This is a genomic window from Amycolatopsis sp. NPDC004169 (assembly GCF_040610315.1).
Taxonomy (GTDB): Bacteria; Actinomycetota; Actinomycetes; order Mycobacteriales; family Pseudonocardiaceae; genus Amycolatopsis.
Window position 1 is genome coordinate 1 of the sequence record NZ_JBEXMD010000036.1, and the last position, 24,255, is coordinate 24,255.

Here is a 24,255-nt window from a genome sequence, read left to right on the forward strand (position 1 = left end):
GCGAAGACCTGCGACCTGGTGAAGCAGGGCCTGCCGCTGGTGACCGCGAACCTGCCGGGCTAGTCCTTCGCCACCTGGTCGGCGATGTGGCGCGCCCCTGGACCCCCGGCGTGGTTGCGTTGGGTGGGCGGGCGGAGTTGGGTTCTCTGCCGGGCTTGGAGTCGGGTTCGGCTTGGTGGGGCTGCCGACCTTTCGCTTACCGCCTCGTTCCCCATCGCGGCAGACGGTGGACACGCACTCAAACTGCAGGTAGCCGCAACAGCCAGCTGCGTTGAGTAGCCCGGTTGGCGTAGTCGGTTCGTTGGGGCTCACTCGGCAGTGTCGGCCTCGCCTTGGGTGGCGGTTGGGTGGGTGTGGTGGGGGCCACTTGTGGGTGAAATTTTTGTGAGTGTCATGCTGGGGGCCCGACCATGGCTCCGCACCCGTGGGGTCGGAAGTAGGTGGCCAGATGACCTGGGCCCGTCCTAGTGGCAGCTCTCTCGCCCACGACGATGACAGCCGGATGGGGGTTATCCGGGCCGAGGAGGCCGTTCGGCTCGCCGCGACGCACGAACGAGCCGCCCTCACCGTTGCCGGGCACTCGTCCGACTCGCAGGAGTGCGCCGAACTGCTCGCCATGCTCGGCCTCGACGCCGGGACGTGGCAGAAGAGCGGCTGAGCTACACCAGGTCCGCCACGTGGACCACCTTGTTCCGGCCCGTCGCCTTCGCGTGGTAGAGCGCCGTGTCCGCCGCGTCCAGCAGACGCTGCAGTGACGCCCCCGCCTTCGGGTACACCGCGATCCCGATCGAGACCGTCAGGCCCGTTATCGACAACTGGCCCGCCGGAACCGTCAACGCGCTGATCGCCCGGCGGATGCGCTCGGCCACCGCGCCGATGTCCGGCTGCGTGATGCCCGGCAACAGCACCACGAACTCTTCGCCACCGAAGCGGCCGACCGCGTCGCCGCGGCCGCGGACCGCCGAGATGATCGACTGGGCCACTGCCTTCAGCACCGCGTCACCCGCCAGGTGACCGTAGGTGTCGTTCACCTGCTTGAAGTGGTCCAGGTCGAGCATCAGCAGCCCGAACGTCGTCCGCTGGCGCGCCGCGGCCGCCAGCGTCCGCTCCGCCAGCGCGTGCCAGCCGCTCGTGTTGTACAACCCCGTCTTCTCGTCGCGGTGGGCCGCCACCTCCAGCTGCTTCACCAGTACCGTCCGGTGCAACAGCAGCAACGGCGGGAAGACCAGCACGACCAGGCCGGGCAGCGTCGCCAGCGCCACCGCGTTCAGCGCACCCAGGCACAGCGTCGCCACTTCGAGGCCGTTGTCCGCCCAGGTGCCGAAGAGGGCCTCCGGCGTCCGGCCGACTTCGCGGCGGGCCGGGAGGACCAGCAGGGCGTTGACCACGAAGAACGTCACGCCCGCCGCCGCGATCGCGAACGTCCCGGCCCAGCCGTGGGTCGTCGCCGCGCGGACGTCGGGGAGGCCCGACAGCCGCAGCACCGACTGGGCCGTGTAGCACGACAGCACGATGATCGCCGCGTTGCTGACCGTGCGGGACGCCGGTACCCGCTGCAGCCGGTACCAGCTGCGGATCGCCAGGTGCGCGTACAGGCCGCCGACCAGCACCGCCAGCAGGATCGGCGGCAGCAGGAGGACGCCCGCGAACGTCCAGACCGACGTCATGTTGATGTGCGGTGTCCCCGACACGCGACGGCGGATGCGCTCCACGCGCCGGCCCGTCTCCGACTGCAGCACCCCGAGGACCAGCAGCACCACCAGGATCGCCAGCGTCCGGCGGTCCACCGCGACCGGTGACGGGCGTAGCGTCAGCGCCACCGCCGCCGCCTCGGTCACCAGGCAGTACGCGATCACCCGCGGACCCTGGCGCCACAGCGCCCAGTGCCGCGGTGCCACGAGGACGTCACGAATACGCAGCCCGGTGCGCGGAATCCCGCCCCCGGTCCGCATACTCATGGTGTCCGGCCGGTGACGGAGCCGGTCCGGCCCGACGTTGCGGAGGGAGGCGCACCATGTGCGGACGCGACAACTGAGGTCATCGATCCTCCAGCCCGACCCGGCGCCACGCCCTCGCGATCGGCACGGCCACCGCGGCACCCGCCGCCCCGGCCGCGGCGATGGTGTGCGCCGGGCCCAGCACGTCGGCCAGCGCGCCCGCCGCGGCCGCGCCGACACCTTGAACCGTGATCAAGCCCGTCGAATTGACCCCGGCGCACTGCGCGCGGTGCTCGTCCGGCACCCGGCGCATGAACGAGACCGTGCCCTGGATGTTGTAGCCGGTCGCCAGTAGCCCGGACACCGCGAGCAGCACCACCGACGCGACCAGGCCCGGCCGGAAGACGAACACGACCAGCGGCAGCCCGGCCGCGATCCCGAGCAGGCCGAGCACCCGGAGCTGGATGCGCTCGGGGATCCACTTGCCGAACACGACGCCGCCGAGCACGCTGCCCGCCGGGTCCGCCGCCATCAGCAGGCCCACCAGGGTCGCGCCCGCGCCGATGCCCGCCGCGTACGGCGCGGCCAGCGCCTCCGGGACGACGTAGAACCCGGCCAGCCAGTTGAGCGCCACCAGCGTCCGCAGCGCCGGGTCGCGCCAGATCAGCCGGATGCCCGCGCCGGTCGTGGTCAGCCACGCGGGCCGGACCGCCTTGGCGATCGGCGCCCGCCGCCGGACGCCGGTGACCAGGAACAACCCCGAGAGCAGGAACGTCGCCGCGTCCAGCGCCAGTGCCGCGGACGGGGTCAGCGCGGCGATCAGCGCGCCGCCGCCGGCGAACCCGGCCAGCTGCGCGCCCTGCATCGTCACGTTCCGCAGGGCCATCCCGACGAGGTACCGCTCGCCTTCGAGGACCGACGGCAGCAGCGCCTGCTGCGCGGCTTTGAACGGCCCGCCGAGCGCGGTCATCACCGCGACCAGCACGCACAGCACCCACAGCGGGACGCCGGGGATCGCGATGACCCCGACCAGCGCCGCCCGCGCCAGGTCGGCCGCGACCATCACGTCCCGGCGCGGCCAGCGGTCGCCCGCGCCGGCCAGCAGGATGCCGCCGAGCAGGGAGGGCACGTACGTCAGCGCGTAGGTGAGGCCGGTGAGTGCGGCCGAGGACGTCCGCTGGAAGACGAGCACCGCGAGCGCGACCCTGGCGAGCTGGTCACCGCAGACGGACAGCAGTTCGGCGGTCCACATCGCCCGGAACTCGGCGACGGCGAGCACCGCACCGAAGCCGGCCCTCTTCACGCGTGCGTCATCCATCGGTGCCCCTCGCAACGGCAACCTCAGTCAAGGTAATCACCCACCGGAGTGGAATCGAGCCGTTCGGTGACAGTTGCCCCGAACGCACCAGTCCGTCACGCCGGGTGGCCGCGGGTCCGCTTGCGGCGGAGAGGCAAGACGTTCAATATGAAAGCATGTTCAATGAAAATGAACATGCTCGCTCGCTGAACGAGCAGAACCTCATCCGGGTGGCGCTGGATCAAGTGAGCGAGTTCGGCCTCCGTGGCGAAGTGCTCGCGGTGGAGTACGGCGAGCCCGGCGATGCGCGCCGGCTCGACGCAGTGCTGCGCCTCACGACGCGGTCAGGAGCCACCCGGACCTACGGCACCGAGGTCAAGCAACGATTGACGCCGGAACTGGCCACCAGCATCACCGTGCCCACGCAGCTCCCGGACTTGCTGGTCACGACCTATGTCACCGAGCCGGTCGCCGAGCGGCTGCGCGCCCGGGGAATCGACTATCTGGACACGGCGGGCAATGCGCACCTGGCCTGGGACGATGTTCTGGTCGACGTCCGCGGGCGGCGCAATCCGGTCATTCCACGTTCGAGAACCTCCCCCCGGGCAGCCGGTGCCTTCGGCCGGTCGGGTCTTCGCGTGGTGTTCGTCCTCCTCAGCCGGCCGGACCTGGTGTCCCGCCCGTACCGAGTCCTGGCCGAGGCCAGCGGGGCCTCGCTGGGAACCGTGAAGGCGGTCATCGACGAGCTCACCGGGGCGGGTTACCTGTACGCCGGTGCGGAGGGCCGCCGGTTGGCGCGCGGTGGCGAATTGCTCGACCGCTGGTCGGAGGCGTACTCGATCACCCTGCACGGCCCGCTCGCGCTCGGTGAATTCTCGGTGGGCGACCTCTCGTGGTGGCGGGACTCGGAAACCGAGATGCGGTCGATGGGCATCCAGGTGGGAGGCGAGGCCGGCGCCAGTCTCATAGACCCACACCTGCGGCCGGCCTCGCTCACGCTCTACGTGGAAAGTTTCCCGGCGCAGTTCGTCGGCCGGCACCGCATGGCCCGAGCGGAGGGCGGCGGGAACGTACACATCCGGGAAAGGTTCTGGCACTTGCCGGATCATGACTCCTGGATAGTGCCTTCCCCGCTGATTTATGCCGATCTGCTGGCCTCCGGAGACCCCCGCCAGCGTGAACACGGAGATCGGATTCGGAGCAGTGATGATCGACTTGTCAGCCTCGGCCGATCGTGAGATCGCTCTTACTGCTCGTGCATTGGTGCGCATCGACGCGGCCGCCAGGGCGGCGCATTTGGACTACCTCGTGGTCGGCGCGACGGCGCGCACGATCCTCTCGATCGGGTTGGTCGGACAGCCGCCCGGCCGCTCCACCCGGGATGTCGACATCGCTGTGGAGGTATGCAGCTGGGAGGATTTCGAGCGGCTGACCGGCCAGCTCGAACGGCATGGCCGGGGTGTGCACAAGTTCCTCGTCGACGGGGTGGAAGTCGACGTGGTGCCCTACGGCGGAATCGAGCGTGAAGACCGCACCATCCTCTGGCCGGACGACTACCGGATGAACGTCCGCGGTCTGAGCGAGGCAGCGCCGACAGCCGAAACCGCCGTCCTGCCCCAGGGGGTCACTGTCCGCGTCCCCGCAGTGCCGGCGTTGGCTCTGCTCAAGCTGCTGACTTGGCGGGATCGGCGCAATACGACCACCCGGGACGCGGACGACCTCGCCGAAATGATCTCGTGGTACTCGTCGGGCGCCTACTTCGACCGTCTTTATGAAGAACCCGAAGTGCTGGAAAAGAACGAATACGACCCGGCGCTTGCCGGTGCCTGGCTGCTCGGGTCGCAGATGACTGCACTGCTCGACGGAGAAGGCCGCCGGGTACTGCTACAGATCGCTGAGGACGAGGACACGTTGAGACTGCTGGCCGCCGACGCGCGGGCGCCCCGGGCGCCGCAACCGATGCTTGCGCTGGGCGCGGGCATCCGAGACGCGGCCGGGAGCTGAGCGTCACGCCGAGTGGCCGCCGATGCGGGTGGTCAGCTCGGCGGCCGTGGCGGCCACTTCCGCCGCCAGGTCCGGCCAGGTCTCCGGGCACGGCTGCGCCGCGCAGTGGTGGCGAAGGGTCACGCTGATCGCGGCCAGCGGGCGGGCGCCGTGGTCGAAGACCGGGCTGGCCACCGAGGCGAAGCCGGCCGTGACGTGGCCGTCCTCGACCGACCAGCCGAGGCGGCGTTCCGCGGTCAGGGTGCGGCGCAGCTCGGCCAGCGTGCGCGGGCCGCGGCCGGTGCGGAGGACGAACGCCGCGGCCGACGGGAACAGCGCGCGGACGTGCGGGGGCGGCAGGTGGCGCAGGATCGCCCGGCCGGACGCGGTCAGCTGGCCCGGTAGCCGGACACCGACCTCCGTCACCAGCGTCTCGGGGCGGGCCGGGCGCTCCTTGATCAGGTACAGCGACTCGTTGCCGTGCAGGACGCCCAGGTGGGCCGTGTGCCCGACGCGGTCGACGAGCTTGCGCAGCAACGGCCCGGCCAGCCGCTCCAGCGGGTCGTGGCGCAGGTAGGCCGAGCCCAGTTCGAACGCCGCGATGCCCAGGCCGTAGCGGCGTTCCGCGGGCAGGTGGACGACGAACCCGGCGGCCTCGAGCTCGCTGAGCAGGTGGTAAGTGCTCGAGCGCGGGAGACCCGCTTCGCGCGCGATGGCGGCCGCGGTGACCGGGCCGGGCCTCGCGGCCAGGAGGCGCAGCACCGCCAGGCCGCGGCGCAGCGCGGGGACCTCACTGCTCTCGCCCATGCCCCCGAGCCTACGTCTGGGATTCCAGACAGAACCACTCCGTGGGGCATCCCACCAGCGGTTCCGAGGGGGTGCAATGAGCCCATGCCGGAAAAAGTGCTCCTGGGCCCGGAACCCCTGACCGCCGCCCAGGTCGTCGACGTCGTCCGCGGCCACGCGCTGGTCGGGCTCACGGACGCCGCCGAGAAGAACCTCGCCGCGACGCGCCAGCACATCGAGAACCTCGCGCACGCGGTCACGCCCACCTACGGCGTCTCGACCGGCTTCGGGGCGCTCGCCACCCGGCACATCCCGGTCGAGAGCCGGACCGCGCTGCAGCGCAGCCTGATCCGCTCGCACGCCGCCGGCGCCGGGCCCGCCGTCGAGGCCGAGGTCGTCCGCGCGCTGATGCTGCTGCGGCTGCGGACCCTCGCCAGCGGTTACACCGGCGTCCGCCCGGGCACCGCGCAAACGCTTGCGGCCCTGCTCAACGCCGACATCACCCCGATCGTCCACGAGTACGGCTCGCTCGGCTGCTCCGGCGATCTCGCGCCGCTGGCCGCCGTCGCGCTCGCGCTGATGGGCGAAGGCGAAGTCATCCACGCGGGTCAGCTGAAGCCCGCGGCGGAAGCGCTGAAGCACGCCGGGGTCGAGCCGGTCGTGCTCGCCGAGAAGGAGGGCCTCGCGCTCACCAACGGCACCGACGGCATGCTCGGCATGCTCCTGCTTGCCGCCGCCGACCTGCACCGGCTGTTCGATGTCGCGGACATCACCGCCGCGATGAGCGTCGAAGCTCTCCTGGGCACCGACCGCGCGTTCGCCGCCGACCTCCAGGCGCTGCGCCCGCACCCCGGGCAGGCGAAGTCCGCGGCCCGGATGTGGCAGGCGCTGCAGGGTTCGAAGATCGTCGAAAGCCACCGCGGCCCGGACTGCAACCGCGTCCAGGACGCCTACTCGCTGCGCTGTGCCCCGCAGGTGCACGGCGCCGCGCGCGACAGCCTCACCCACGCCGAGCTCGTCGGCGAGCGCGAGCTGATGTCCGCTGTGGACAATCCGGTCGTCCTCGCCGACGGCCGCGTCGAGTCCAACGGCAACTTCCACGGCGCGCCGGTCGCCTACGTGCTGGACTTCCTGGCCATCCCGATCGCCGATGTCGCCAGCATCGCCGAGCGCCGCACCGACCGGATGCTCGACAAGGCGCGTTCGCACGGCCTGCCGCCGTTCCTCGCCGACGACCCCGGCGTCGACTCCGGCCACATGATCGCCCAGTACACCCAGGCCGCCGTGGTCAGCGAGCTCAAGCGGCTCGCCGTGCCGGCGTCGGTCGACTCCATCCCGAGCAGCGCGATGCAGGAGGACCACGTCTCCATGGGCTGGTCGGCCGCGCGGAAGCTGCGCAAGGCCGTCGACGGCCTGACCACCGTCCTGGCCATCGAGCTGCTCACGGCTGCCCGTGCGCTGGACTTCCGCGCGCCGCTCGAGCCGTCGCCGGTCACCGGCGCGGTGCGTGACCTGCTCCGCACGAAGGTCGCGGGCCCCGGCCCCGACCGCCACCTGGCGCCCGAGATCGCGGCCGCCGAAGAACTCGTCCGCTCCGGCGCCGTCCTCGACGCCGCCCGTCTGGAGGTCTGATGTCCCGCGTCGTCCGTGCCGCCCGCGGCACCCAGCTCACCGCCAAGTCGTGGCAGACCGAAGCCGCGCTGCGGATGTTCCACAACAACCTCGACCCCGACGTCGCCGAGCGGCCCGAAGACCTGGTCGTCTACGGCGGCACCGGCAAGGCCGCCCGCAACTGGGCCAGCTTCGACGCGATCACCCGTGAACTGACCACTTTGGACGTCGACGAGACGCTGCTGGTGCAGTCGGGCAAGCCGGTCGGGGTGTTCCGGACGCACGAGTGGGCGCCGCGCGTGCTGATCGCGAACTCGAACCTGGTCGGCGACTGGGCGACCTGGCCGGAGTTCCGCCGCCTGGAACAGCAGGGCCTGACGATGTACGGCCAGATGACCGCGGGTTCGTGGATCTACATCGGCACCCAGGGCATCCTCCAGGGCACGTACGAGACGTTCGCCGCTGTCGCGAAGAAGAGGTTCGGCGGGTCTTTGAAAGGCACCTTGACCGTGACCGCGGGTCTCGGTGGCATGGGTGGCGCGCAGCCCCTCGCCGTGACCATGAACGACGGCGTCGCGCTGGTCATCGAGTGTGACCCGCAGCGCGCGCACCGCCGCGTCGAAACCCGCTACCTCGACGAGGTCGCCGACGACCTCGACGACGCCATCGCCCGCGTCACCAAGGCGAAGCAGGAGAAACGGCCGCTGTCGGTCGGTGTCGTCGGCAACGCCGCCGAGGTGCTGCCGGAGCTGCTGCGCCGCAACGTCGAGGTCGACATCGTCACCGACCAGACGTCGGCGCACGACCCGCTTTCCTACCTGCCCAAGGGGATCAGCGTCGACGACTGGCACGACTACGCGGCCAAGAAGCCCGACGAGTTCACCGACCGCTCGCGCGAGTCGATGGCCGACCACGTCGAGGCCATGCTCGGCTTCCTCGACCGCGGCGCCGAGGTCTTCGACTACGGCAACTCCCTGCGCGGCGAAGCCAAGCTCGGCGGCTGTGAGCGCGCGTTCGACTTCCCCGGCTTCGTGCCCGCCTACATCCGCCCGTTGTTCTGCGAGGGCAACGGCCCGTTCCGCTGGGCGGCGCTCTCCGGTGACCCCGAGGACATCGCCGCGACCGACCGCGCGATGCTGGACCTGTTCCCGGAAAACGAATCCCTCGCCCGCTGGATCCGCCTCGCCGGAGAACGTGTCGCCTTCCAGGGGCTTCCGGCGCGGATCTGCTGGCTCGGCTACGGCGAGCGGCACCTGGCCGGCCTGCGGTTCAACGAGATGGTGGCCAGCGGCGAGCTGAAGGCGCCGGTCGTCATCGGCCGCGACCACCTGGACTCCGGCAGCGTGGCTTCGCCGTACCGCGAGACCGAGGGCATGGCCGACGGCTCCGACGCCATCGCCGACTGGCCGCTGCTGAACGCGCTGGTCAACACGTCCTCGGGCGCGAGCTGGGTGTCGATCCACCACGGCGGCGGCGTCGGCATGGGCCGGTCCATCCACGCGGGCCAGGTCAGCGTGGCCGACGGGACGCCGCTGGCCGCGCAGAAGCTGGAGCGGGTGCTCACCAACGACCCGGGCATGGGGGTCATCCGGCACGTCGACGCCGGTTACGACCGCGCGGCCGACGTCGCCGCCGAGCGCGGTGTGCGGGTGCCCATGCGGGAGGCCGAGTGACCGCCTCCGGGCTCCTCGGCGAAATCGACGGCGTCGGGCGCGACCCGAAGCGCGGCGGCTACTCGCGGCACGCCTTCGACCGGCCCGAGCACGACCTGCGGGAGTGGTTCGTCGAGCGCGCGCTGGGGCTCGGGCTGGACGTCGAGACCGACCGCAACGGCAACATCTGGGCCTGGTGGGGGCCGCCGGGCCGCAACGCCGTGGTCACCGGCAGCCACCTCGACTCGGTGCCCGGCGGCGGCGCGTTCGACGGCCCGCTCGGCGTGGTGAGCGCGCTGGCCGCGGTCGAAGCCTTGCAGGGCAAGGGTTTCCGGCCCCGCCGTCCGCTCGCCGTCGTGGTGTTCGCCGAGGAGGAGGGCGGCCGGTTCGGCGTGCCCTGCCTGGGTTCGCGCCTGCTCACCGGCACCATTGACGCCGACAAAGCACGCGGCCTGCGGGACGCCGACGGCGTGACGTTCGCCGAGGCGGCCGCGAAGGCGGGGGTCGACCCGGCGCGGATGGGGCCGGACACCGAGCGGCTCGACCGGATCGGGCACTTCCTCGAACTGCACGTCGAGCAGGGCCGCGGGCTGATCGACCTCGGTTCGCCGGTGGCCGTCGGCAGCACCGTGATCGCGCACGGGCGGTGGCGGTTCTCCTTCGCGGGGCAGGGCAACCACGCCGGCGCGACGCTGCTGGCCGACCGCGCGGACCCGATGCTGCCTGCCGCGGCGACCGTCACCGCCGTCCGGCGGCTGGCCGCGAAGGTGCCGGATGCGCGGGCGACCGTCGGCCGGCTCGTGCCGACCCCCGGCGGGACCAACGTCATCGCGTCCACAGTGGACCTCTGGCTGGACGCGCGGGTGCCCGGCGAAGGCACCCCGGGACTGGTCGCCGAGATCAGCCGGGCCGCTTCGGAGGCGGCTGCGGAGGAAGGTTGCCGGGTCGAGGTGACCCGCGAGTCCTACTCCGGCGACGTCGTGTTCGACGACGCCCTGCGGCGCGACTTCGGCGGCTGGCTCGGCGCGCCGCCGGAGCTGCCGACCGGGGCCGGCCACGACGCGGCCATCCTCGCCGGGTTCGTCCCGGCCGGGATGCTCTACGTGCGCAACCCGACGGGAATCAGCCACTCGCCGGAGGAGTTCGCCGAGGCCGAGGACGTCGAAGCCGGTGCGGCAGCGCTGGCCACGGCCCTGGAACGGCTGGCGCAGTGACCCCCGGCCCGCGGGGGCGCCCCCCGTTTCCAGCCTATCGCGCGGCACCGACAGTTTTCTGGTGCGAACAGGCCTGGCTGCCCGGCGGGATCGCGGCCGGCGTGCGGATCGACGTCACCGACGGCCGGATCACCGGTGTGGCGCCGGGTTCGCCGCGCGGCGGCACCGTGCTCGCCGGGCTCACGCTGCCGGGCTTCGCGAACGGGCACTCGCACGCCTTCCACCGGGCGCTGCGGGGCCGGACGCACCACGAGCGCGGCACGTTCTGGACCTGGCGCGAGCGGATGTACGCGCTGGCGTCCCGGCTCGACCCGGACACCTACTACCGGCTGGCCCGCGGCGTCTACGCGGAGATGGTGCTCGGCGGGTACACGAGCGTGGGGGAGTTCCACTACCTGCACCACGCGCCCGGCGGGAAGCCCTACGCCGACCCGAACGCCATGGGGCACGCGCTGCGGCAGGCCGCGGCCGACGCCGGGATCCGGCTGACCCTGCTCGACACCTGCTACCTCGCCGGCGGCATCGGCGTCGCGCCCGACGAGGTCCAGCGGCGGTTCTCCGACGGCTCGGCCTCGGCGTGGGCCTCCCGAGTGGCCGGGCTGAAGGAAGACGAGCTGTTCCGGGTGGGCGCGGCCATCCACTCGGTGCGCGCGGTCCCGGCCGACCAGATGTCGCTTGTGGACAGTCCGCGAGTGGTGCACATCCACCTTTCGGAGCAGCGGGCCGAAAACGAGCAGTGCCGGGCCGCCTACGGCCGCACGCCCACCGAGCTCTTGGCCGATCACGGGGTGCTGACCGAGCGGCTGGTCGCCGTGCACGCCACGCACCTGACGACGTCGGACATCGACCGGCTCGGCGGCGCGCGGGCGTGCTTCTGCCCGACCACCGAACGCGACCTCGGCGACGGCATCGGCCCCGCCCGCGCGCTGCGGGACGCCGGGGTGCGGCTGAGCGTCGGCAGCGACAGCAACGCCGTCGTCGACGCCTTCGAGGAGACCCGCGCGCTGGAGCTGGACGACCGGCTGGCCAGCGAGCAACGCGGCCGGTTCAGCGCCGAAGAGCTGCTCGAAGCGGGCACGGACCACGCGGCGATCGGCTGGGACGAGGTCGGCGCGCTCGCCGAGGGGGCGGGCGCGGACTTCGTCACCGTGACCATGGATTCCGTGCGGACGGCCGGGATCGAGCCGTCCGGGGTGGTGTTCGCGGCGTCCGGCGCGGACGTCCGGCACGTCGTCGTGGCCGGCCGCGAGGTGGTACGCGACGGCGCGCACCGGCTCGTCGACCGGCCGGAAACCGTTCTGGCGAAGGAGATCGAGGCACTGTGGCGGTCCTGATCACGGGCATCGGCGAACTCACCACCCACGACCCGGCGCTGGGCCGTCTTTCCGACGCGGCCCTGGTGCTGGACGGCTCGCGCGTCGCCTGGGTGGGCCCCGCGGCGCGCGAGCCGGCGGCCGACGAGCGGGTCGACGTCGAAGGCCGCGCGGTGCTGCCCGGCTGGGTGGACAGCCACACCCACCTCGTCTTCGCCGGCGACCGCACCGCCGAGTTCGAGGCGCGGATGGCCGGGAAGCCCTACTCGGCGGGGGGCATCGCGACCACCGTCGGCGCGACGCGGGAGGCGTCCGACGAGCAACTGGCGGCGAACCTGCGCCGGCACGTCGACGAAGCGTCCCGGCAGGGGACGACCTGCCTGGAGACGAAGACGGGCTACGGGCTGACCGTCGCGGACGAAGCCCGGTCCGCCCGGATCGCCGGAGAGGTGGCCGACGAGGTGACGTTCCTCGGCGCGCACCTCGTCCCGCCCGGCGCCGACGCGGAGTCCTATGTGGACCTCGTCTGCGGCGAGATGCTCGACGCGGTGGCGGGCAGCGTGCGCTGGGCGGACGTGTTCTGCGAGACCGGCGCGTTCGACGAAGCCCAGTCGGCCCGGGTGCTGAAGGCCGCGGCCGAGCGCGGGCTGGGACTGCGTGTGCACGGCAACCAGCTGGGCGAAGGCCCCGGAGTCCGGCTGGCGGTGGAGCTGGGCGCGGCGAGCGTCGACCACTGCACCCACCTCTCGGACGCGGACGTCGAAGCCTTGGCGGCGTCCGAGACGGTCGCGACCCTGCTGCCCGCGTGCGATTTGTCGACCCGGCAGCCGCTCGCCCCGGCGCGCCGGCTGCTCGACGCGGGCGCGACGGTGGCGCTGGCCAGCAACGCCAACCCGGGCAGCTCGTACACGACGTCGATGGCCTTCTGCGTCGCGACCGCGGTGCTCCAGATGCGCATGACGGTCGAGGAAGCGGTCTGGGCCGCGACGGCGGGCGGGGCGAAAGCGCTGCGGCGCGAGGACGTGGGCGTCCTGCGGCCCGGTTCGCGGGCGGACGTCCACGTCCTCGACGCGCCTTCGGTGACCCACCTGGCCTACCGGCCGGGCGTGCCGCTGACCCGGGCGGTGTGGCGGGCCGGGGTCAGAGTGGCAGGGTGAACGGCGTGCACGTCGGCACGTAGGACGCGTCCAGTGCGTGCAGGATCAGCTCGGTGACGTTGGGGTCGACCGCCTGGCTCAGGTGGCCCGAGGCGTCCGAGGCGCAGAAGTCCTGCAGGACGACGTCCTTCGTGCCCGGCTCGGCGAGGATCCCGCTCGTGTACGGCGTCACCACCTCGTCGTACTTGCTCACGATGCTCGTGTACGCCGGCCCTGGCACGTGGACGCCGCCGCGGGCCAGGTCGTCCAGGAACGCCGACGGGGCCAGGTACTCCGAGCACGCGCCGCACGCCGTGCGCAGCACCGGGCCGAGGCCGGGGACCGTCGTCAGGAGGGCCTTGGCCAGCGCGTCGAGGCCGCCGAGCGTGGTGCCGCGGTAGTTCGCGCCGAAGCCGACGAAGTTCGCGACTTCGGCCGCGCCGCCGCCGTACTTGAGGTAGTACGCCGGCATCGTGCTGCCTTCGGAGTGACCGACGATGTCGACCTTGGCCGCGCCGGTCGCGGCCCGGACCTTGTCGACGAACCGGCCGAGCTGCGCCGCGCTGTCGCGCATGGACGCCAGCCCGCCGACGCCCGGCCCGAGGACGCCCGTGCCGTACGTCAGGGAGAAGACGCAGTAGCCCTGCTCGGCGATCTTCGGCGCGTGGAAGAACCAGTTGACGGTGTCGTTCGCGCCGAGGCCGTGCACCAGCACGACCGGCTCCGGGTGCGCGGCCGACGGGCGGCAGCCCCAGTCGTTCCAGCCGCCGTCCGGTGTCGCCTCCGCGGCCGGCGGCGCGACCGCGCCGAGGGTGAGCGCCGCGGCGAGCACGGCCAGGGTTCGCTTGACACCGCCGTTGGTGACCCGCATTCCGTTGCCTCCAGTTACCCGTCAGTACGTGACGGGAATCATGATCGGTCACATACCGCTGGAGGCCACCTGGGAAAACGCTCAGAGTTGCCCGGTGTTCGTTGTGACCGGTGACAACGACGGCCGACGAGCGGCGACCACCAGGCCGGTCAGCGCGACCAGTCCGCACAGCCACGCGAACCAGTCGCCGAAGCGCGCGTAGGGCGTCTTGCCGGGACCGATCGGGACGTCGGCGACGACCACCGTGAACGGACTGCCGCCGGTGTGGGCCTCGGCCAGCACGTGTCCTTGTGCGTCCGCCAGCATCGGCGTCCCGCGGGCCGCGCTCCACGCCACCGAGAAGCCGTTCTCGACGCCGCGGATCAGCGCCGTGCGGCTGTGCGCCCAGCCGTCGACGTCCTCGTCGGACGCCGGGACGAGGACCAAGCCCGTGCCCGCCTTGCCGTACTCACCGGCGGGGTCGGCGAAGTTGACGTCCATGCACACCATCAGCCCGATCCCGGCGAAGTGCGCGAGCTGCGTGCCGGAGCCGAGGTTCGGCGAATCCCCGTTGTGCCACTTGCGGTATTCCACCGGCGGACCCGACGGCGGGATCGCCAGTGCGGCGTTGAACCGGCCGTCCGGAGTCGTGTCGATGACACCGGTGACGACGTCGAGGTTGCGCGCCCGGGCGACCTCGGTGACGGTGTCGACGAGCCGCGGGCGGCTGGTCCGGTCCACCGCGAAGGCGGCTTCGGGGAGCACGACGGCTTGGACACCGCCGGGCAGCCGCTCGATTTCGTCCACATAGGCCTGGACGGTGGTCCGGCCCTCGAACGTGTCGACGTCGGCCGCCCACGGACCCTTGTCCATGGCGATCAGGGCGACCCGCACGGACGGCCCGGACGGCGGCGGCGTGGTCCAGACGACGAGCCCGGTCAGTGCTGCGGCCGTGGCGACCAGTCCGGCCACCCGCGCGAGGCCGCGAACCCGCGGGGCGAGCGCGGCGGCGACGGCGGCTGGGACGAACAGGACCAGGTATTCGACACCCCAGCCACCGGTGACCGCGGCGAGCCGCAGCACGGCCGGCCGGTCCGCCTGGGTCGTCATCAGAGTGTCCATGATCCCGGTCGGGTTGAGCAGCGAAACGCCGTACAGCACGGCCGTCCACAGCGCGGGCGCGGCGAGCGCTGCCGGCAAGCCGTGGCCGCGGCGGACCAGCACCCGGAACAGCCCGGCGGACAGGGCGAACAGCAGTGCGCTGCCGCCGAGGATCGCGATCGCCGCGGGCCGCGGAACGGCCAGGGAATGCCGGAAGTAGCTCCAGCTGCCCGCGCTGCCGGCCAGGTAGGCGGCGAACGCGCACGCCATCGCGGCGGCACCGGGGACCCGCGGCGCGAGCAGCAGGATCGGCAGCGGCGCCACCCAGGCGAGCTCGGGCACCGGATCCAGCCCGGTGCCGAAGAAGAACAACACCGCCGACGCCACCGTCGCGACGACCGCCCACCCCAGCTTGTTCACCACGGTCCCCTTTCGCCCGATTTCGAGTGTTGCGGGTGATGCGGGCGGGCGCACTGGGTTTCGCCCCCGGGGCCGGGGTGGGGTCTGCCCCACCCCGGTTCACGGAGAGTTCAGGAAGCCGTCACGCCGCCGGGATCGGAGCGGCCGCTGTCGATCAGTAGCGTTGCTGACGAACAGCAACGAGAGTGGGCCGTCCATGGACTTTTCGCTGATCGTGCTGGTGGTGATCGTCGCCGCGCTGGCCTTCGACTTCACCAACGGCTTCCACGACACCGCCAACGCGATGGCCACCTCCATCGCCACCGGCGCACTCAAACCGAAGGTCGCGGTCGCCGTCTCGGCCGTGCTGAACCTCGTCGGCGCGTTCCTTTCGGTCGAGGTCGCGAAGACGATCTCCGGCGGGATCGTCGACGACACCAAGGTGACCCCGGTGATCATCTTCGCCGGCCTCGTCGGCGCCATCGTGTGGAACCTGGTGACCTGGCTGATCGGGCTGCCGTCGAGCTCGTCGCACGCGCTGTTCGGCGGGCTGATCGGCGCCACCTGGATCGCCTCCGGCTCCGACGCCGTCCACTTCGGGAAGGTCGTCGAGAAGGTGCTGATCCCGGCGCTCGCCTCGCCGGTGGTCGCCGGGATCGTCGCGACGCTGGGCACCTTCCTCGTCTACCGGATCACCGCACGGGCGAAGCAGGACACGGTCGGGCGGACGTTCAAGGCAGGCCAGATCGCCTCGGCGTCCCTGGTTTCGCTCGCGCACGGCACGAATGACGCGCAGAAGACCATGGGCGTCATCACGCTGACGCTGATCGCCTCCGGCTCGCTCGCGCCGAACTCGGGTCCGCCGGTCTGGGTGATCCTGACCGCCGGCCTCGCCATCGCGCTCGGCACCTACCTCGGTGGCTGGCGGATCATCCAGACGATGGGCAAGAAGCTCACCGAAATCCAGACGCCGCAAGGGTTTGCGGCGGAAACGAGCGCCGCGGCGGTCATCCTCACCTCGGCGCACCTCGGGTTCGCGCTGTCCACCACGCACGTCTGCTCGGGCGGCATCATCGGCTCCGGGCTCGGGCGCAAGCTCGCCGAGGTCCGCTGGGGCGTCGCGGGCAAGATGGTCGTCGCCTGGGCGCTGACGCTGCCCGCCGCGGCGATCGTCGGCGCGCTCGCCGCCGAGGTCTCGACGCTCGGGACCTGGGGCACCGTGCTGGTCGGCCTCGCCGGGGTCGTCGTCGCGCTGGGCATCTACCTCGCGTCGAAGCGGAACCCGGTCAGCGCCAACTCCGTCAACGAGTCCGAGCCGGCCGCCCAGCCGGCCAACGCCTGAGGAGCGCCGTGCACATCGATTGGGGTTCCCTCGGTCTCGTCTTCCTCGTCGCGCTGGGCGCGGTCGTCGTGCTGACGAGCCTGTTCTCGTTCGGCGTGGTCGGGCTCTCCCAGCGCGACTCGGCCCGCGCCGCGGGCGGCTCGGGCTCCGGACCGCTGGCCGGCGCGGTCATCTGCTTCGCGCTCTGCGCGGCGATCGTCGGCTACGGGATCTACTTGATCGTCGCCTGAACGCGGTCCCGGAACCCTGCGGGCAGCCCGGACAGCATCGGTTTCAGCGTGGCGCGCCGCGCCTCGCCCAGGTGGGTCAGCAGGTCGAGCGCCGGCGTCCAGAGGTCCTCGTCGGCGCTCGCGGCGGTGACCAGCCGGCCGAGCCGGTGCGCCGGGAGCAGGCCCACGACGTGGTCGATGCGGCCCTTGTCGTCGAGCACGAAGGCGATCCGCAGCAGCGCCGGGTCGTCGATCCGCTCGAGTGCTTGCCGCACGGTGGGGTCGGGCAGGTGCCCGACGAACCGGCCGAGGGTGATCCAGTCCTCCTTGCGCGCCAGCTCGCCGGCGACCGCGAGGACGGTGTCCAGCGGGATCCGGCTGATGATCGCGCTCGCCCGCCGCGGATCGAGCTCGGCGGCGACCTCGGCGAGGAAGCGGGGACTGAGCCGCTTGGCAACGTCGACGCCGCGCGAGACGTCGACCAGCCCGGCGATCCGGGCGCACAGCAGCGGGCCGAACACCTTCTCGGCGATCTTGGCGAGCACCCCGACGGGCACAACCCGAGCGGCCAGCGCCATCCGCTGCAGGGCGGCCGCGTTGGCGTCGAAGAGGGTGTCGGTGACCTGTTCGCGGAAGGCCTGCAGATCGCCGGCGTCGACGCGGGCGAGGTACTCGAGCCGGGAGGGTGCGACGCCGAGGACGCGGGCCAGCTTGAGGATCTCGCCCTCGGCGGCGTAGTTGCCGGCTGTGGCGGGGCTTTGGGGTGTCACAGGCCCACTGCTTTCCGGACTGCGCCGCGGAGCAGGGCGGGGACGTATCGGAGGCCTTCTTCGCCGGCTTCGGCGAGCGCTTTCGCTTGCCGCCTGCGCGCGTCGCGGAGTGCGTTGGCGAGGTCCTGCCGCTCGTGCTCGTCGAGGGCCTCGATGCCTGCGGGGAGGTAGCCGCCCAGCTGGTCGGCGAGTGTGCGGTCGGCCATGGTGGATCATCATGCAACACGGCGGGCACGGCCGCGCGGAGATGGGCCTGCTTGGCCGGTGGTTTGGGGCGATGTGGAGCACTGCTCGCAGTTGTGAGCGGTGCTCTCGCTGATGATGGGGTCGGTGCTCCGATTCGAGAGCACTGCTCTCGTTCGGCCGCCCGGGCTTTCCCTGCTCCGCTCGGTCCCGCCTGGCCCTGCCCTGCCCGACCTGACCTTGTCCTGCTCGCCCGTCCCGCCGGGCGCGATGCTCTGAAACGAGAGCACTGCTCTCTTGTGTCTGGCATGGCGCTCCGAAACAAGAGCGGTGCTCTCTCGTTCTCGAGAGCGGCGTCCACATTGCAGAGCGGTGCTCTCGGAGGCTGCGAACCCGGTCTCGGAGCGCGCCGAAGGGTTGACTTTCGGCAGTGGTCGGCCCTCGTCACGGCTTGTAGCTTCGAATTCGTGCGGACAGTGACAAAGCGCAGGTGGCGCGTGGTGCTCGACGTGCTCCTGGGACTGTTCCTCGCCTACAGCGTCATCTCGGACACCGTGAACGCCCGGTCCTGGTGGGAAATCGCCGGCGGCCTCGCCGTCGTGGCGGGTTCGGTGGCCACGGCTCGGCGGTACCCCGTCGTCTCGCTGGGCATCGCGCTGGCCGGGGCGCTTGCGGTGACTTTCCCGTTCGGCGACCACGTGCCCGTCTGGGTGGTCTTCGTCCTGGTCGCGATGTCCTACCAGGCCGGGCTGCGGATGGAACGGGCCCGGCCGGGCGTGCTGATCGGGGTCGCCGTGACGATCGTCGGTCTGCCGCTTGCATTGCTGGTCGGACCGGACGGGCCGGGGGACTGGGCGGCGATGGTGGCGATTCTCGTCTTCGCCGGGTTGTCGCCGTGGCTGCTCGGGCGGTACGTGCGGGTTCGCGGCGAGCTCGCCCGCACGGGCTGGCGCCGGGCCGAGGAAATGGAAAGCCGGCAGCAGCTGGTCGCCGAGCAGGCGCGGCTGCGTGAGCGCGCCCGCATCGCCAGCGATATGCACGACTCGCTGGGGCACGAGCTGAGCCTGATCGCCGTCCGCGCCGCCGCGCTGGAGGTCGCCAGCGGCCTCGGCGACGCCCAGCGCGACGCGGCCGCGCAGCTGAGGACCAGCGCCGCGACGGCGACCGAGCGGCTGCGCGAGATCATCGGCGTGCTGCGCGAGGACGCCGCGCCGGTCGAGCCGGTGCAGGGCGACCTCGGCGAGCTGATCGGCCGGGCGCGCGCGTCGGGCCTGCTCATCGAGTCCACTGTGGACATAGACGGCGCACCGCCGATGGTGGCCCGCGCCGCTTACCGCGTGGTGCAGGAGGCCCTGACCAACGTGGCGAAGCACGCGCCGGGCGCCGCCGTGACGGTCCGGGTGACCAGCGCCGGTGCGCAGACCGATGTCAGCGTGGTCAACGCGCCGCCGCCTGCCGGGCCGTTGCCCGGGGCCGCGGCCGGGCACGTCGGGCTGATCGGCCTGCGGGAGCGCGTGCGGCTCGTCGGCGGGACGTTGCGGGCCGGTCCGCGGGCCGGTGGGTTCGCCGTCACCGCGACACTGCCGCACGGCGCCGCGCCGGGTGAGCCGGCCGCTTCGGATGTCCCGGATGACGAGGTCGAGTTGTCGACGTCGGCCAAGGCTCTCGAGCTGGCCCGGCGTGACGTGCGGCGCAGCTTGATCCAGGCCGTCGCCGTCCCGGTCGGCCTGTTCGCCGTGGTGCTCGCGGTCGCCGGGATCGTGTTCCTCTACCAGTGGAACTCCTCGGAGCTGCCCGCCGGCGTCTACGAACAGCTGCGGATCGGGCAGTCGCGGGCAGAGGTGGCGTCGCAGCTGCCGTCGAACCAGCGCAGCGCCCGGCCGCGGCGAACCGAGCCGCCGCAGCCGGCCGTGCCCGGGGTCGCGTGCGAGTACTACGGCACCGGCCGATCGTGGCTCGTCGACGACTATGCCGCGTACCGGCTGTGTTTCGCCGGTGGGAAACTGGTGGCCAAGGACCGGTTCACCGAGGGGGCGCCGTGATCAGGGTCGTGCTGGCCGACGACGAAGCGATGATGCGGGCGGGGGTGGCGGCGATCCTCGCCGCCGATGCGGAAATCGAGGTCGTCGCCGAAGCGGGCGACGGCCGTTCGGCGGTCTCGCAGGTCCTCGCCACGCATCCCGATGTCGTGCTGCTGGACATCCGCATGCCGGTTCTGGACGGCCTGGGCGCGGCCGCCGAGATCCGCCGGCTGCTGCCCGCCACCGGCGTCATCATGCTGACCACATTCGGCGAAGACGACTACATCGAGCGCGCGCTGAGCCTCGGCGCGGGTGGGTTCCTGCTGAAGTCGGGTGATCCGCGTGAGCTGCTGGCCGGTGTCCACGCCGTCGCCGATGGGGCCGCGTTCCTCTCGCCGAAGGTGGCGCAGCGGGTGATCGCGCGGCTGTCCGGCGGGCAGCTGGCGCGGGCGGCCGCGGCCCGCGAGCGGATCGCCGTGCTGACCCCGCGCGAGCGGGAAGTGCTGACACTGCTGGGTTCCGGACTGTCCAATGCGGACATCGCGGCGAAGATGTTCGTCGTCGAGGGGACGGTGAAGGCGCACGTGAGCACCATCCTGACCCGGCTCGGCGCGAAGAACCGGGTCCAGGCGGCGATCACGGCGTACGAGGCGGGGCTGGTCGGGGGAGACGCGGCGGCGTCCACCCCGTGATCCCCGCGCCCACGCGGGCCGTCACCGTTCCGGGCAGGCACTTCAGCACGGCTGTGCGCAGGGCCGTCGCGACCGGGTTGGCCAGCTGCGGGCCGAGCTTGCCCATCCGGACGGACTCGCGGACGACGCGCTGGCTGCGTGGCCGCCGGGTCCGGTCGTACCTTTCGAGCGCGTTCTCCATGTCCTGTGTGGACACCGCGTGGGCGAGCACGACGGCGTCTTCGATGGCCTGGCAGCCGCCCTGGCCGAGGAACGGCGGCATGGCGTGGGCGGCGTCGCCGAGCAGCGCGATCCGGCCGCGGGTGTAGCCGGGCAGCGGGGTGCCGAGGTAGTAGAGGTCGTGGTGCAGCACGGCTTCCGGCGGGGTGGCAGCCATGAGGGCCGGGATCGGGTCGTGCCAGTTCGCGAAGGCCGGCTCGAGGTCGGCTTTGCCGGTGCCCGGCTTCGCGAGGGTCGAGAGCCACCAGTAGACGTCGCCGCCGGAGAGCGGCAGGACGCCCACCTCGGTGCCGCGGTCGAAGCTCGTGCTCAGCGGGGTGCCGGGAAGGTGCGCGACGCCGCGGAACGCCGTGCTGCCCGAGTACACCGGCTCCGGGTGGTCGGGGAAGAGGGCGTGACGCACCCGGCTGTGGATGCCGTCGGCCGCGACGACGAGGTCGGCGCGCAGTTCTTCGCTGCCTACGCGGACCGTGCCGTCTTCGCGGACTTCGGTGACTTCGGCGCCGGTCCGGAGGCTGCCGGCCGGGACGGCGTCCCGCAGGGCGGCGACGAGGTCACGCCGGTGGATCGCGCCGAGCGACCGCCCGTGCCGCCGGGCGAACTCGGCGCCGTCGAAGCGGGTGATCCGGCGGCCGCGCCGGTCGCGGAAGCCGCCGTCCCGCTGCGGGGCCAGCCGCTCGCCGAGGTCGACGCCGAGTTCGTCGAGGGCGCGCAGGGCGTTCGGCCAGAGCGAGATCCCGGCGCCGACGTCGCCGAATTCGGGGGCTTTCTCGAGGACGGTGACCGTCCAGCCGACCCGGTGCAGCCCCAAGGCCGCCGCCAGGCCGCCGATGCCGCCGCCGACCACTATCGCGTGCATGGCGCCTCCTCTACAGGTGTAGAGAACTCTACACCTGTAGAGTGCGGCGTCGTGGATCGGTTGGATGTGATTGCCGACGCAGCGATCGAGGTGATCGCGGCGGAGGGCATGCGCGGCTTGACGCACCGGGCGGTGGACCGCGCGGCGGGCCTGCCGGTGGGATCGACGTCGTACTACGCGCGCACGCGGGCGGCGCTGCTGGAGCTGACGATCGCGCGGATCGTGGCGCTGGACCAGCCTTCGGCGCGGCCGGCCGGGTCGTTGGCGGAGTTCATCGCGGGATACGCGTTCGAGGCAATCACGGCGGGGCGGACGCGGATGCTGGCGCGGTACGAGTTCGCGCTGGAGGCCACGCGGCGGCCGGAGCTGCGCGCGGTGTACGACGAGGGCGGGTTGCAGATCCGCAGGCTCGCGACTTCGGCACTGGAGGCGGCGGGGTCTTCGTCCGCCGAGAGGCACGCGCGGGTGGTGGTGGACTGGATGGAGGGGACGATCTTCGGGGCTTTGGCGGGGACGGGGTCGCTGGCGCCGCCTTCGTTGGAGTCGCTGGTGGAGAGTGCGCGGGAGATCCTGGCGGGGCTTGGGGTGGAGTGACCTCGGGCCGGTTGTCCACATTCTTGCGTGGGTGTGGACAACCGGCCTCGGGCCGCGGCTTTTGGCGGGTTTTGTCGGGTGGGGCCGATAGACTGGACTTGGGGTGGCCCCCTTGGGAGGGCGGGTTTCTGTAGGGGGCGGGGCTGGGTGGTTGCCGCACCCATGCCGCGAACTGGACCGCAACCAGTGGCCTGGCGAGACCGGTCAGCCACCCGCGGCCCTCGATCGGGCCATTGCCGGGTGGGCTCGGCCCTCGATCGGGCCGTCCCCGGCGGCCTCGGTCCGCAAGTGGCAAGCTGGTCGCGGATTCGGTGCTGCAGGCGGCCAGGGCGTGAGGTCGCCGGGTTGCTGCGCATCGGTCGGATCGTCTGGCAGGGGAATGCCGAGTCAGGCGTCCCGGCGGCGCAAAACCGCCGTGCCCGCCAGCAAGGCCGCTCCCGCCCACACCGCGTCGATCGCCAGCCCCACCCACGGTGCGTACGGTGCCACCGCCATCGTCACCGGATTGGGCTTTCCCGACTCCACCATCGCGTTGATCCCCGCTATCCCCGGGAAATACGGCATCGCCTCCGGCAGGCCCAGCGACGCCACGATCAGCGGCAGCGGCACCAGCAACACGATCACCGACACCAACGTCCCCGCCGCGCTGCGCAACGCCCAGCCGATCCCCGTGCACAGCAACCCCAGCAACGCGAAGTACCCGCCCATCCCCGCCGCCGTCGTGAAGGCCGCCGAAGCCGAGGTGGGCAGGCCGTGGCCCGCCATCAGCGCCCTCTCCAGGGCCATCGACGCCCCCGACAACAGCACTCCGTACACGAACAGCACCGGCAGCAGCACCGCCGCCTTTGCCAGCGCCACCCTGGCGCGTACCGGGGTCCACAGCAACGTCGAGCGGATTCCGCCGCCCGCGTACTCGCTCGTCACGAACAGCGTCGCCAGCGCTATCACCGCGAACTGGGTCAAGTACACCGCGCCGCCCAGGGTGATGGTGTTTGCGCTCTGCGGGTCCGTCTCGTAGTGCTGGGCGATGGCCGACAACGTTCCGTAGCCCAGCATCAACGCCGTCCCCGCCGCCAGGCACCACCACGTTGCCCGGACCGACCAGAGCTTCGTCCACTCCGCTGCCACCGCTCCCGGCAGCCCGCCGCCGTGCAGCGCGACCGGTGAAGTCATGCCGACACCCCGTATTCCACCGAAGAAGCCGTCAACTCCATGTACGCCTGCTCGAGCGATGCCGTCCGCTCCGCCAGCCCGTGCACGCGGATCCCCAGCTCGTGCGCCAAATCACCGACGCGGGTGACGTCGATGCCCTCCACCAGCAGCGCGCCCGGCTCTCCCGGATGCGTCAACCCGCCTTCGGCGCGCAACCGGGCGTCCAAAGTGGAGCGCTCGGCTTCGGCCGGGATGCGGACGGAAACCATGGTGCGGGAATGGCCCTTGATGAACTCCGGCACCGGGGCGTCGGCCAGCAGCCTGCCCTTGCCGATCACCACCAGGTGGTCCGCCGTCAGCTGCATCTCACTCATCAGGTGGCTGGACACGAACACCGTCCGCCCCTCGGCCGCCAGTGCGCGCATGAGCTGCCTGACCCAGCGGACGCCGTCCGGGTCGAGGCCGTTGACCGGCTCGTCGAACAGCAGCACCCCCGGGTCGCCGAGCAGCGCGCCCGCGATGCCCAGCCGCTGGCCCATGCCCAGCGAGAACTGCCCGGCCCGCTTGCCGGCGACGTCGGACAGCCCGACCGTCGCCAGCACCTCCTCCACGCGGCTCGCCGCGATGCCGTTGCTGCGCGCCATGGCCAGCAGGTGCTTCCCGGCGCTGCGGCCGGGGTGCAGGGCCTTGGCGTCGAGCAGCGCGCCGACCTCGCGCAGCGGGTGCCGCAGCTCGGCGTAGCGCCGGCCGCCGACCAGGACCTCGCCCTCCTGCGGGTGGTCGAGCCCGACCGTCATCCGCATGGTCGTCGACTTTCCCGCGCCGTTCGGGCCGAGGAACCCGGTCACCTGGCCCGGCGCGACGTCGCAGGTGAGGGCATCGACGACGGTTTTCTCCCCGTAGCGCTTCGTGAGTCCCCGAAGTTTGATCATGCT

The 24,255-nt window shown here is 72.2% G+C and carries 23 protein-coding genes; 13 read left to right on the forward strand and 10 right to left on the reverse strand.

The window, feature by feature from the left end:
* Window positions 1–502 precede the first annotated feature (502 nt).
* A complete protein-coding gene (locus tag ABZX11_RS35645; protein WP_176172797.1) occupies window positions 503–658 on the forward strand; it encodes a hypothetical protein in 156 nt (51 codons plus the stop codon).
* A gap of 1 nt (window position 659) precedes the next feature.
* On the opposite strand, the gene ABZX11_RS35650 is transcribed toward ABZX11_RS35645, so the two are convergent.
* On the reverse strand, window positions 660–1,898 hold the full coding sequence (locus ABZX11_RS35650; RefSeq protein ID WP_354921796.1) for a GGDEF domain-containing protein: 1,239 nt from the start codon (window positions 1,896–1,898) through the stop codon (window positions 660–662).
* 139 nt (window positions 1,899–2,037) lie between these two features.
* Window positions 2,038–3,255, reverse strand: a complete 1,218-nt coding sequence (locus tag ABZX11_RS35655) for an MFS transporter (protein WP_354921595.1) — start codon at window positions 3,253–3,255, stop codon at window positions 2,038–2,040.
* A gap of 155 nt (window positions 3,256–3,410) precedes the next feature.
* On the opposite strand from ABZX11_RS35655, the gene ABZX11_RS35660 reads away from it, so the two are divergent.
* A complete protein-coding gene (locus tag ABZX11_RS35660; protein ID WP_354921598.1) occupies window positions 3,411–4,472 on the forward strand; it encodes a type IV toxin-antitoxin system AbiEi family antitoxin in 1,062 nt (353 codons plus the stop codon).
* The gene (locus tag ABZX11_RS35665) at window positions 4,441–5,238 is read left to right on the forward strand and encodes a nucleotidyl transferase AbiEii/AbiGii toxin family protein (RefSeq protein WP_354921601.1); all 798 of its coding nucleotides are present in this window, start codon (window positions 4,441–4,443) and stop codon (window positions 5,236–5,238) included. Before ABZX11_RS35660 ends, ABZX11_RS35665 begins: the two co-directional genes overlap by 32 nt.
* Window positions 5,239–5,241: 3 nt before the next feature.
* Here the strand turns inward: ABZX11_RS35665 and ABZX11_RS35670 are convergent, their stop codons facing one another.
* On the reverse strand, window positions 5,242–6,024 hold the full coding sequence (locus ABZX11_RS35670) for an IclR family transcriptional regulator (protein ID WP_354921604.1): 783 nt from the start codon (window positions 6,022–6,024) through the stop codon (window positions 5,242–5,244).
* An 84-nt stretch (window positions 6,025–6,108) separates the two neighbouring features.
* On the opposite strand from ABZX11_RS35670, the gene hutH reads away from it, so the two are divergent.
* The 5 genes from hutH (at window position 6,109) to hutI (ending at window position 12,950) form a co-directional block, all read left to right on the forward strand.
* Window positions 6,109–7,635 (forward strand): histidine ammonia-lyase, encoded by a 1,527-nt coding sequence (gene hutH, locus ABZX11_RS35675; RefSeq protein WP_354921607.1) that lies wholly within the window; start codon window positions 6,109–6,111, stop codon window positions 7,633–7,635.
* On the forward strand, window positions 7,635–9,287 hold the full coding sequence (gene hutU / locus ABZX11_RS35680) for a urocanate hydratase (RefSeq protein WP_354921610.1): 1,653 nt from the start codon (window positions 7,635–7,637) through the stop codon (window positions 9,285–9,287). Before hutH ends, hutU begins: the two co-directional genes overlap by 1 nt.
* A complete protein-coding gene (locus ABZX11_RS35685; RefSeq protein ID WP_354921613.1) occupies window positions 9,284–10,480 on the forward strand; it encodes an allantoate amidohydrolase in 1,197 nt (398 codons plus the stop codon). The genes hutU and ABZX11_RS35685 overlap by 4 nt, the downstream gene beginning before the upstream one ends.
* A gap of 101 nt (window positions 10,481–10,581) precedes the next feature.
* Window positions 10,582–11,814 (forward strand): formimidoylglutamate deiminase, encoded by a 1,233-nt coding sequence (locus ABZX11_RS35690; RefSeq protein WP_354921616.1) that lies wholly within the window; start codon window positions 10,582–10,584, stop codon window positions 11,812–11,814.
* Window positions 11,802–12,950 (forward strand): imidazolonepropionase, encoded by a 1,149-nt coding sequence (gene hutI / locus ABZX11_RS35695; protein ID WP_176172788.1) that lies wholly within the window; start codon window positions 11,802–11,804, stop codon window positions 12,948–12,950. Before ABZX11_RS35690 ends, hutI begins: the two co-directional genes overlap by 13 nt.
* Here the strand turns inward: hutI and ABZX11_RS35700 are convergent.
* Together ABZX11_RS35700 and ABZX11_RS35705 are read right to left on the reverse strand one after the other, a co-directional pair.
* The gene (locus ABZX11_RS35700; RefSeq protein ID WP_354921620.1) at window positions 12,934–13,800 is read right to left on the reverse strand and encodes an alpha/beta fold hydrolase; all 867 of its coding nucleotides are present in this window, start codon (window positions 13,798–13,800) and stop codon (window positions 12,934–12,936) included. The two genes, hutI and ABZX11_RS35700, sit on opposite strands and share 17 nt — an antisense overlap.
* A gap of 81 nt (window positions 13,801–13,881) precedes the next feature.
* Complete coding sequence (locus tag ABZX11_RS35705) at window positions 13,882–15,300, reverse strand: acyltransferase (RefSeq protein WP_354921623.1); 1,419 nt, start codon at window positions 15,298–15,300, stop codon at window positions 13,882–13,884.
* A 196-nt stretch (window positions 15,301–15,496) separates the two neighbouring features.
* On the opposite strand from ABZX11_RS35705, the gene ABZX11_RS35710 reads away from it, so the two are divergent.
* Together ABZX11_RS35710 and ABZX11_RS35715 are read left to right on the forward strand one after the other, a co-directional pair.
* Window positions 15,497–16,621 (forward strand): inorganic phosphate transporter, encoded by a 1,125-nt coding sequence (locus ABZX11_RS35710; protein ID WP_354921626.1) that lies wholly within the window; start codon window positions 15,497–15,499, stop codon window positions 16,619–16,621.
* Between the two features lie 8 nt (window positions 16,622–16,629).
* Window positions 16,630–16,851 (forward strand): hypothetical protein, encoded by a 222-nt coding sequence (locus tag ABZX11_RS35715; RefSeq protein WP_176172785.1) that lies wholly within the window; start codon window positions 16,630–16,632, stop codon window positions 16,849–16,851.
* Here the strand turns inward: ABZX11_RS35715 and ABZX11_RS35720 are convergent.
* Together ABZX11_RS35720 and ABZX11_RS35725 are read right to left on the reverse strand one after the other, a co-directional pair.
* Window positions 16,833–17,600, reverse strand: a complete 768-nt coding sequence (locus ABZX11_RS35720) for a hypothetical protein (RefSeq protein WP_176172784.1) — start codon at window positions 17,598–17,600, stop codon at window positions 16,833–16,835. The genes ABZX11_RS35715 and ABZX11_RS35720 overlap by 19 nt on opposite strands.
* Window positions 17,597–17,806, reverse strand: coding sequence for a hypothetical protein (locus tag ABZX11_RS35725; RefSeq protein WP_354921630.1), 210 nt, complete (start codon window positions 17,804–17,806; stop codon window positions 17,597–17,599). The genes ABZX11_RS35720 and ABZX11_RS35725 overlap by 4 nt, the downstream gene beginning before the upstream one ends.
* 444 nt (window positions 17,807–18,250) lie before the next feature.
* On the opposite strand from ABZX11_RS35725, the gene ABZX11_RS35730 reads away from it, so the two are divergent.
* Entirely contained in the window at window positions 18,251–19,825 is a 1,575-nt protein-coding gene (locus ABZX11_RS35730) for a histidine kinase (protein WP_354921633.1), read from the forward strand.
* Complete coding sequence (locus ABZX11_RS35735; RefSeq protein ID WP_354921636.1) at window positions 19,822–20,496, forward strand: response regulator transcription factor; 675 nt, start codon at window positions 19,822–19,824, stop codon at window positions 20,494–20,496. The genes ABZX11_RS35730 and ABZX11_RS35735 overlap by 4 nt, the downstream gene beginning before the upstream one ends.
* Here ABZX11_RS35735 and ABZX11_RS35740 read toward each other — a convergent pair.
* The gene (locus tag ABZX11_RS35740) at window positions 20,441–21,574 is read right to left on the reverse strand and encodes an FAD-dependent monooxygenase (protein ID WP_354921639.1); all 1,134 of its coding nucleotides are present in this window, start codon (window positions 21,572–21,574) and stop codon (window positions 20,441–20,443) included. The genes ABZX11_RS35735 and ABZX11_RS35740 overlap by 56 nt on opposite strands.
* Here ABZX11_RS35740 and ABZX11_RS35745 point away from each other — a divergent pair.
* The gene (locus ABZX11_RS35745) at window positions 21,515–22,168 is read left to right on the forward strand and encodes a TetR/AcrR family transcriptional regulator (protein WP_354921642.1); all 654 of its coding nucleotides are present in this window, start codon (window positions 21,515–21,517) and stop codon (window positions 22,166–22,168) included. The two genes, ABZX11_RS35740 and ABZX11_RS35745, sit on opposite strands and share 60 nt — an antisense overlap.
* Window positions 22,169–22,555: 387 nt before the next feature.
* Here the strand turns inward: ABZX11_RS35745 and ABZX11_RS35750 are convergent, their stop codons facing one another.
* Window positions 22,556–23,341, reverse strand: a complete 786-nt coding sequence (locus ABZX11_RS35750; protein ID WP_354921644.1) for an ABC transporter permease — start codon at window positions 23,339–23,341, stop codon at window positions 22,556–22,558.
* A complete protein-coding gene (locus ABZX11_RS35755) occupies window positions 23,338–24,252 on the reverse strand; it encodes an ATP-binding cassette domain-containing protein (protein ID WP_354921645.1) in 915 nt (304 codons plus the stop codon). Before ABZX11_RS35755 ends, ABZX11_RS35750 begins: the two co-directional genes overlap by 4 nt.
* Between the last annotated feature and the right edge of the window lie 3 nt (window positions 24,253–24,255).

Coding starts and splice junctions, on each gene's coding strand:
- ABZX11_RS35645 (WP_176172797.1), top strand. CDS start 503: ATGGGGGTTATCCGGGCCGAGGAGGCCGTTCGGCTCGCCGCGACGCAC.
- ABZX11_RS35655 (WP_354921595.1), bottom strand. CDS start 3,255: ATGGATGACGCACGCGTGAAGAGGGCCGGCTTCGGTGCGGTGCTCGCC.
- ABZX11_RS35660 (WP_354921598.1), top strand. CDS start 3,411: ATGTTCAATGAAAATGAACATGCTCGCTCGCTGAACGAGCAGAACCTC.
- ABZX11_RS35665 (WP_354921601.1), top strand. CDS start 4,441: ATGATCGACTTGTCAGCCTCGGCCGATCGTGAGATCGCTCTTACTGCT.
- ABZX11_RS35670 (WP_354921604.1), bottom strand. CDS start 6,024: ATGGGCGAGAGCAGTGAGGTCCCCGCGCTGCGCCGCGGCCTGGCGGTG.
- hutH (WP_354921607.1), top strand. CDS start 6,109: ATGCCGGAAAAAGTGCTCCTGGGCCCGGAACCCCTGACCGCCGCCCAG.
- hutU (WP_354921610.1), top strand. CDS start 7,635: ATGTCCCGCGTCGTCCGTGCCGCCCGCGGCACCCAGCTCACCGCCAAG.
- ABZX11_RS35700 (WP_354921620.1), bottom strand. CDS start 13,800: ATGCGGGTCACCAACGGCGGTGTCAAGCGAACCCTGGCCGTGCTCGCC.
- ABZX11_RS35710 (WP_354921626.1), top strand. CDS start 15,497: ATGGACTTTTCGCTGATCGTGCTGGTGGTGATCGTCGCCGCGCTGGCC.
- ABZX11_RS35725 (WP_354921630.1), bottom strand. CDS start 17,806: ATGGCCGACCGCACACTCGCCGACCAGCTGGGCGGCTACCTCCCCGCA.
- ABZX11_RS35740 (WP_354921639.1), bottom strand. CDS start 21,574: ATGCACGCGATAGTGGTCGGCGGCGGCATCGGCGGCCTGGCGGCGGCC.
- ABZX11_RS35750 (WP_354921644.1), bottom strand. CDS start 23,341: ATGACTTCACCGGTCGCGCTGCACGGCGGCGGGCTGCCGGGAGCGGTG.
- ABZX11_RS35755 (WP_354921645.1), bottom strand. CDS start 24,252: ATGATCAAACTTCGGGGACTCACGAAGCGCTACGGGGAGAAAACCGTC.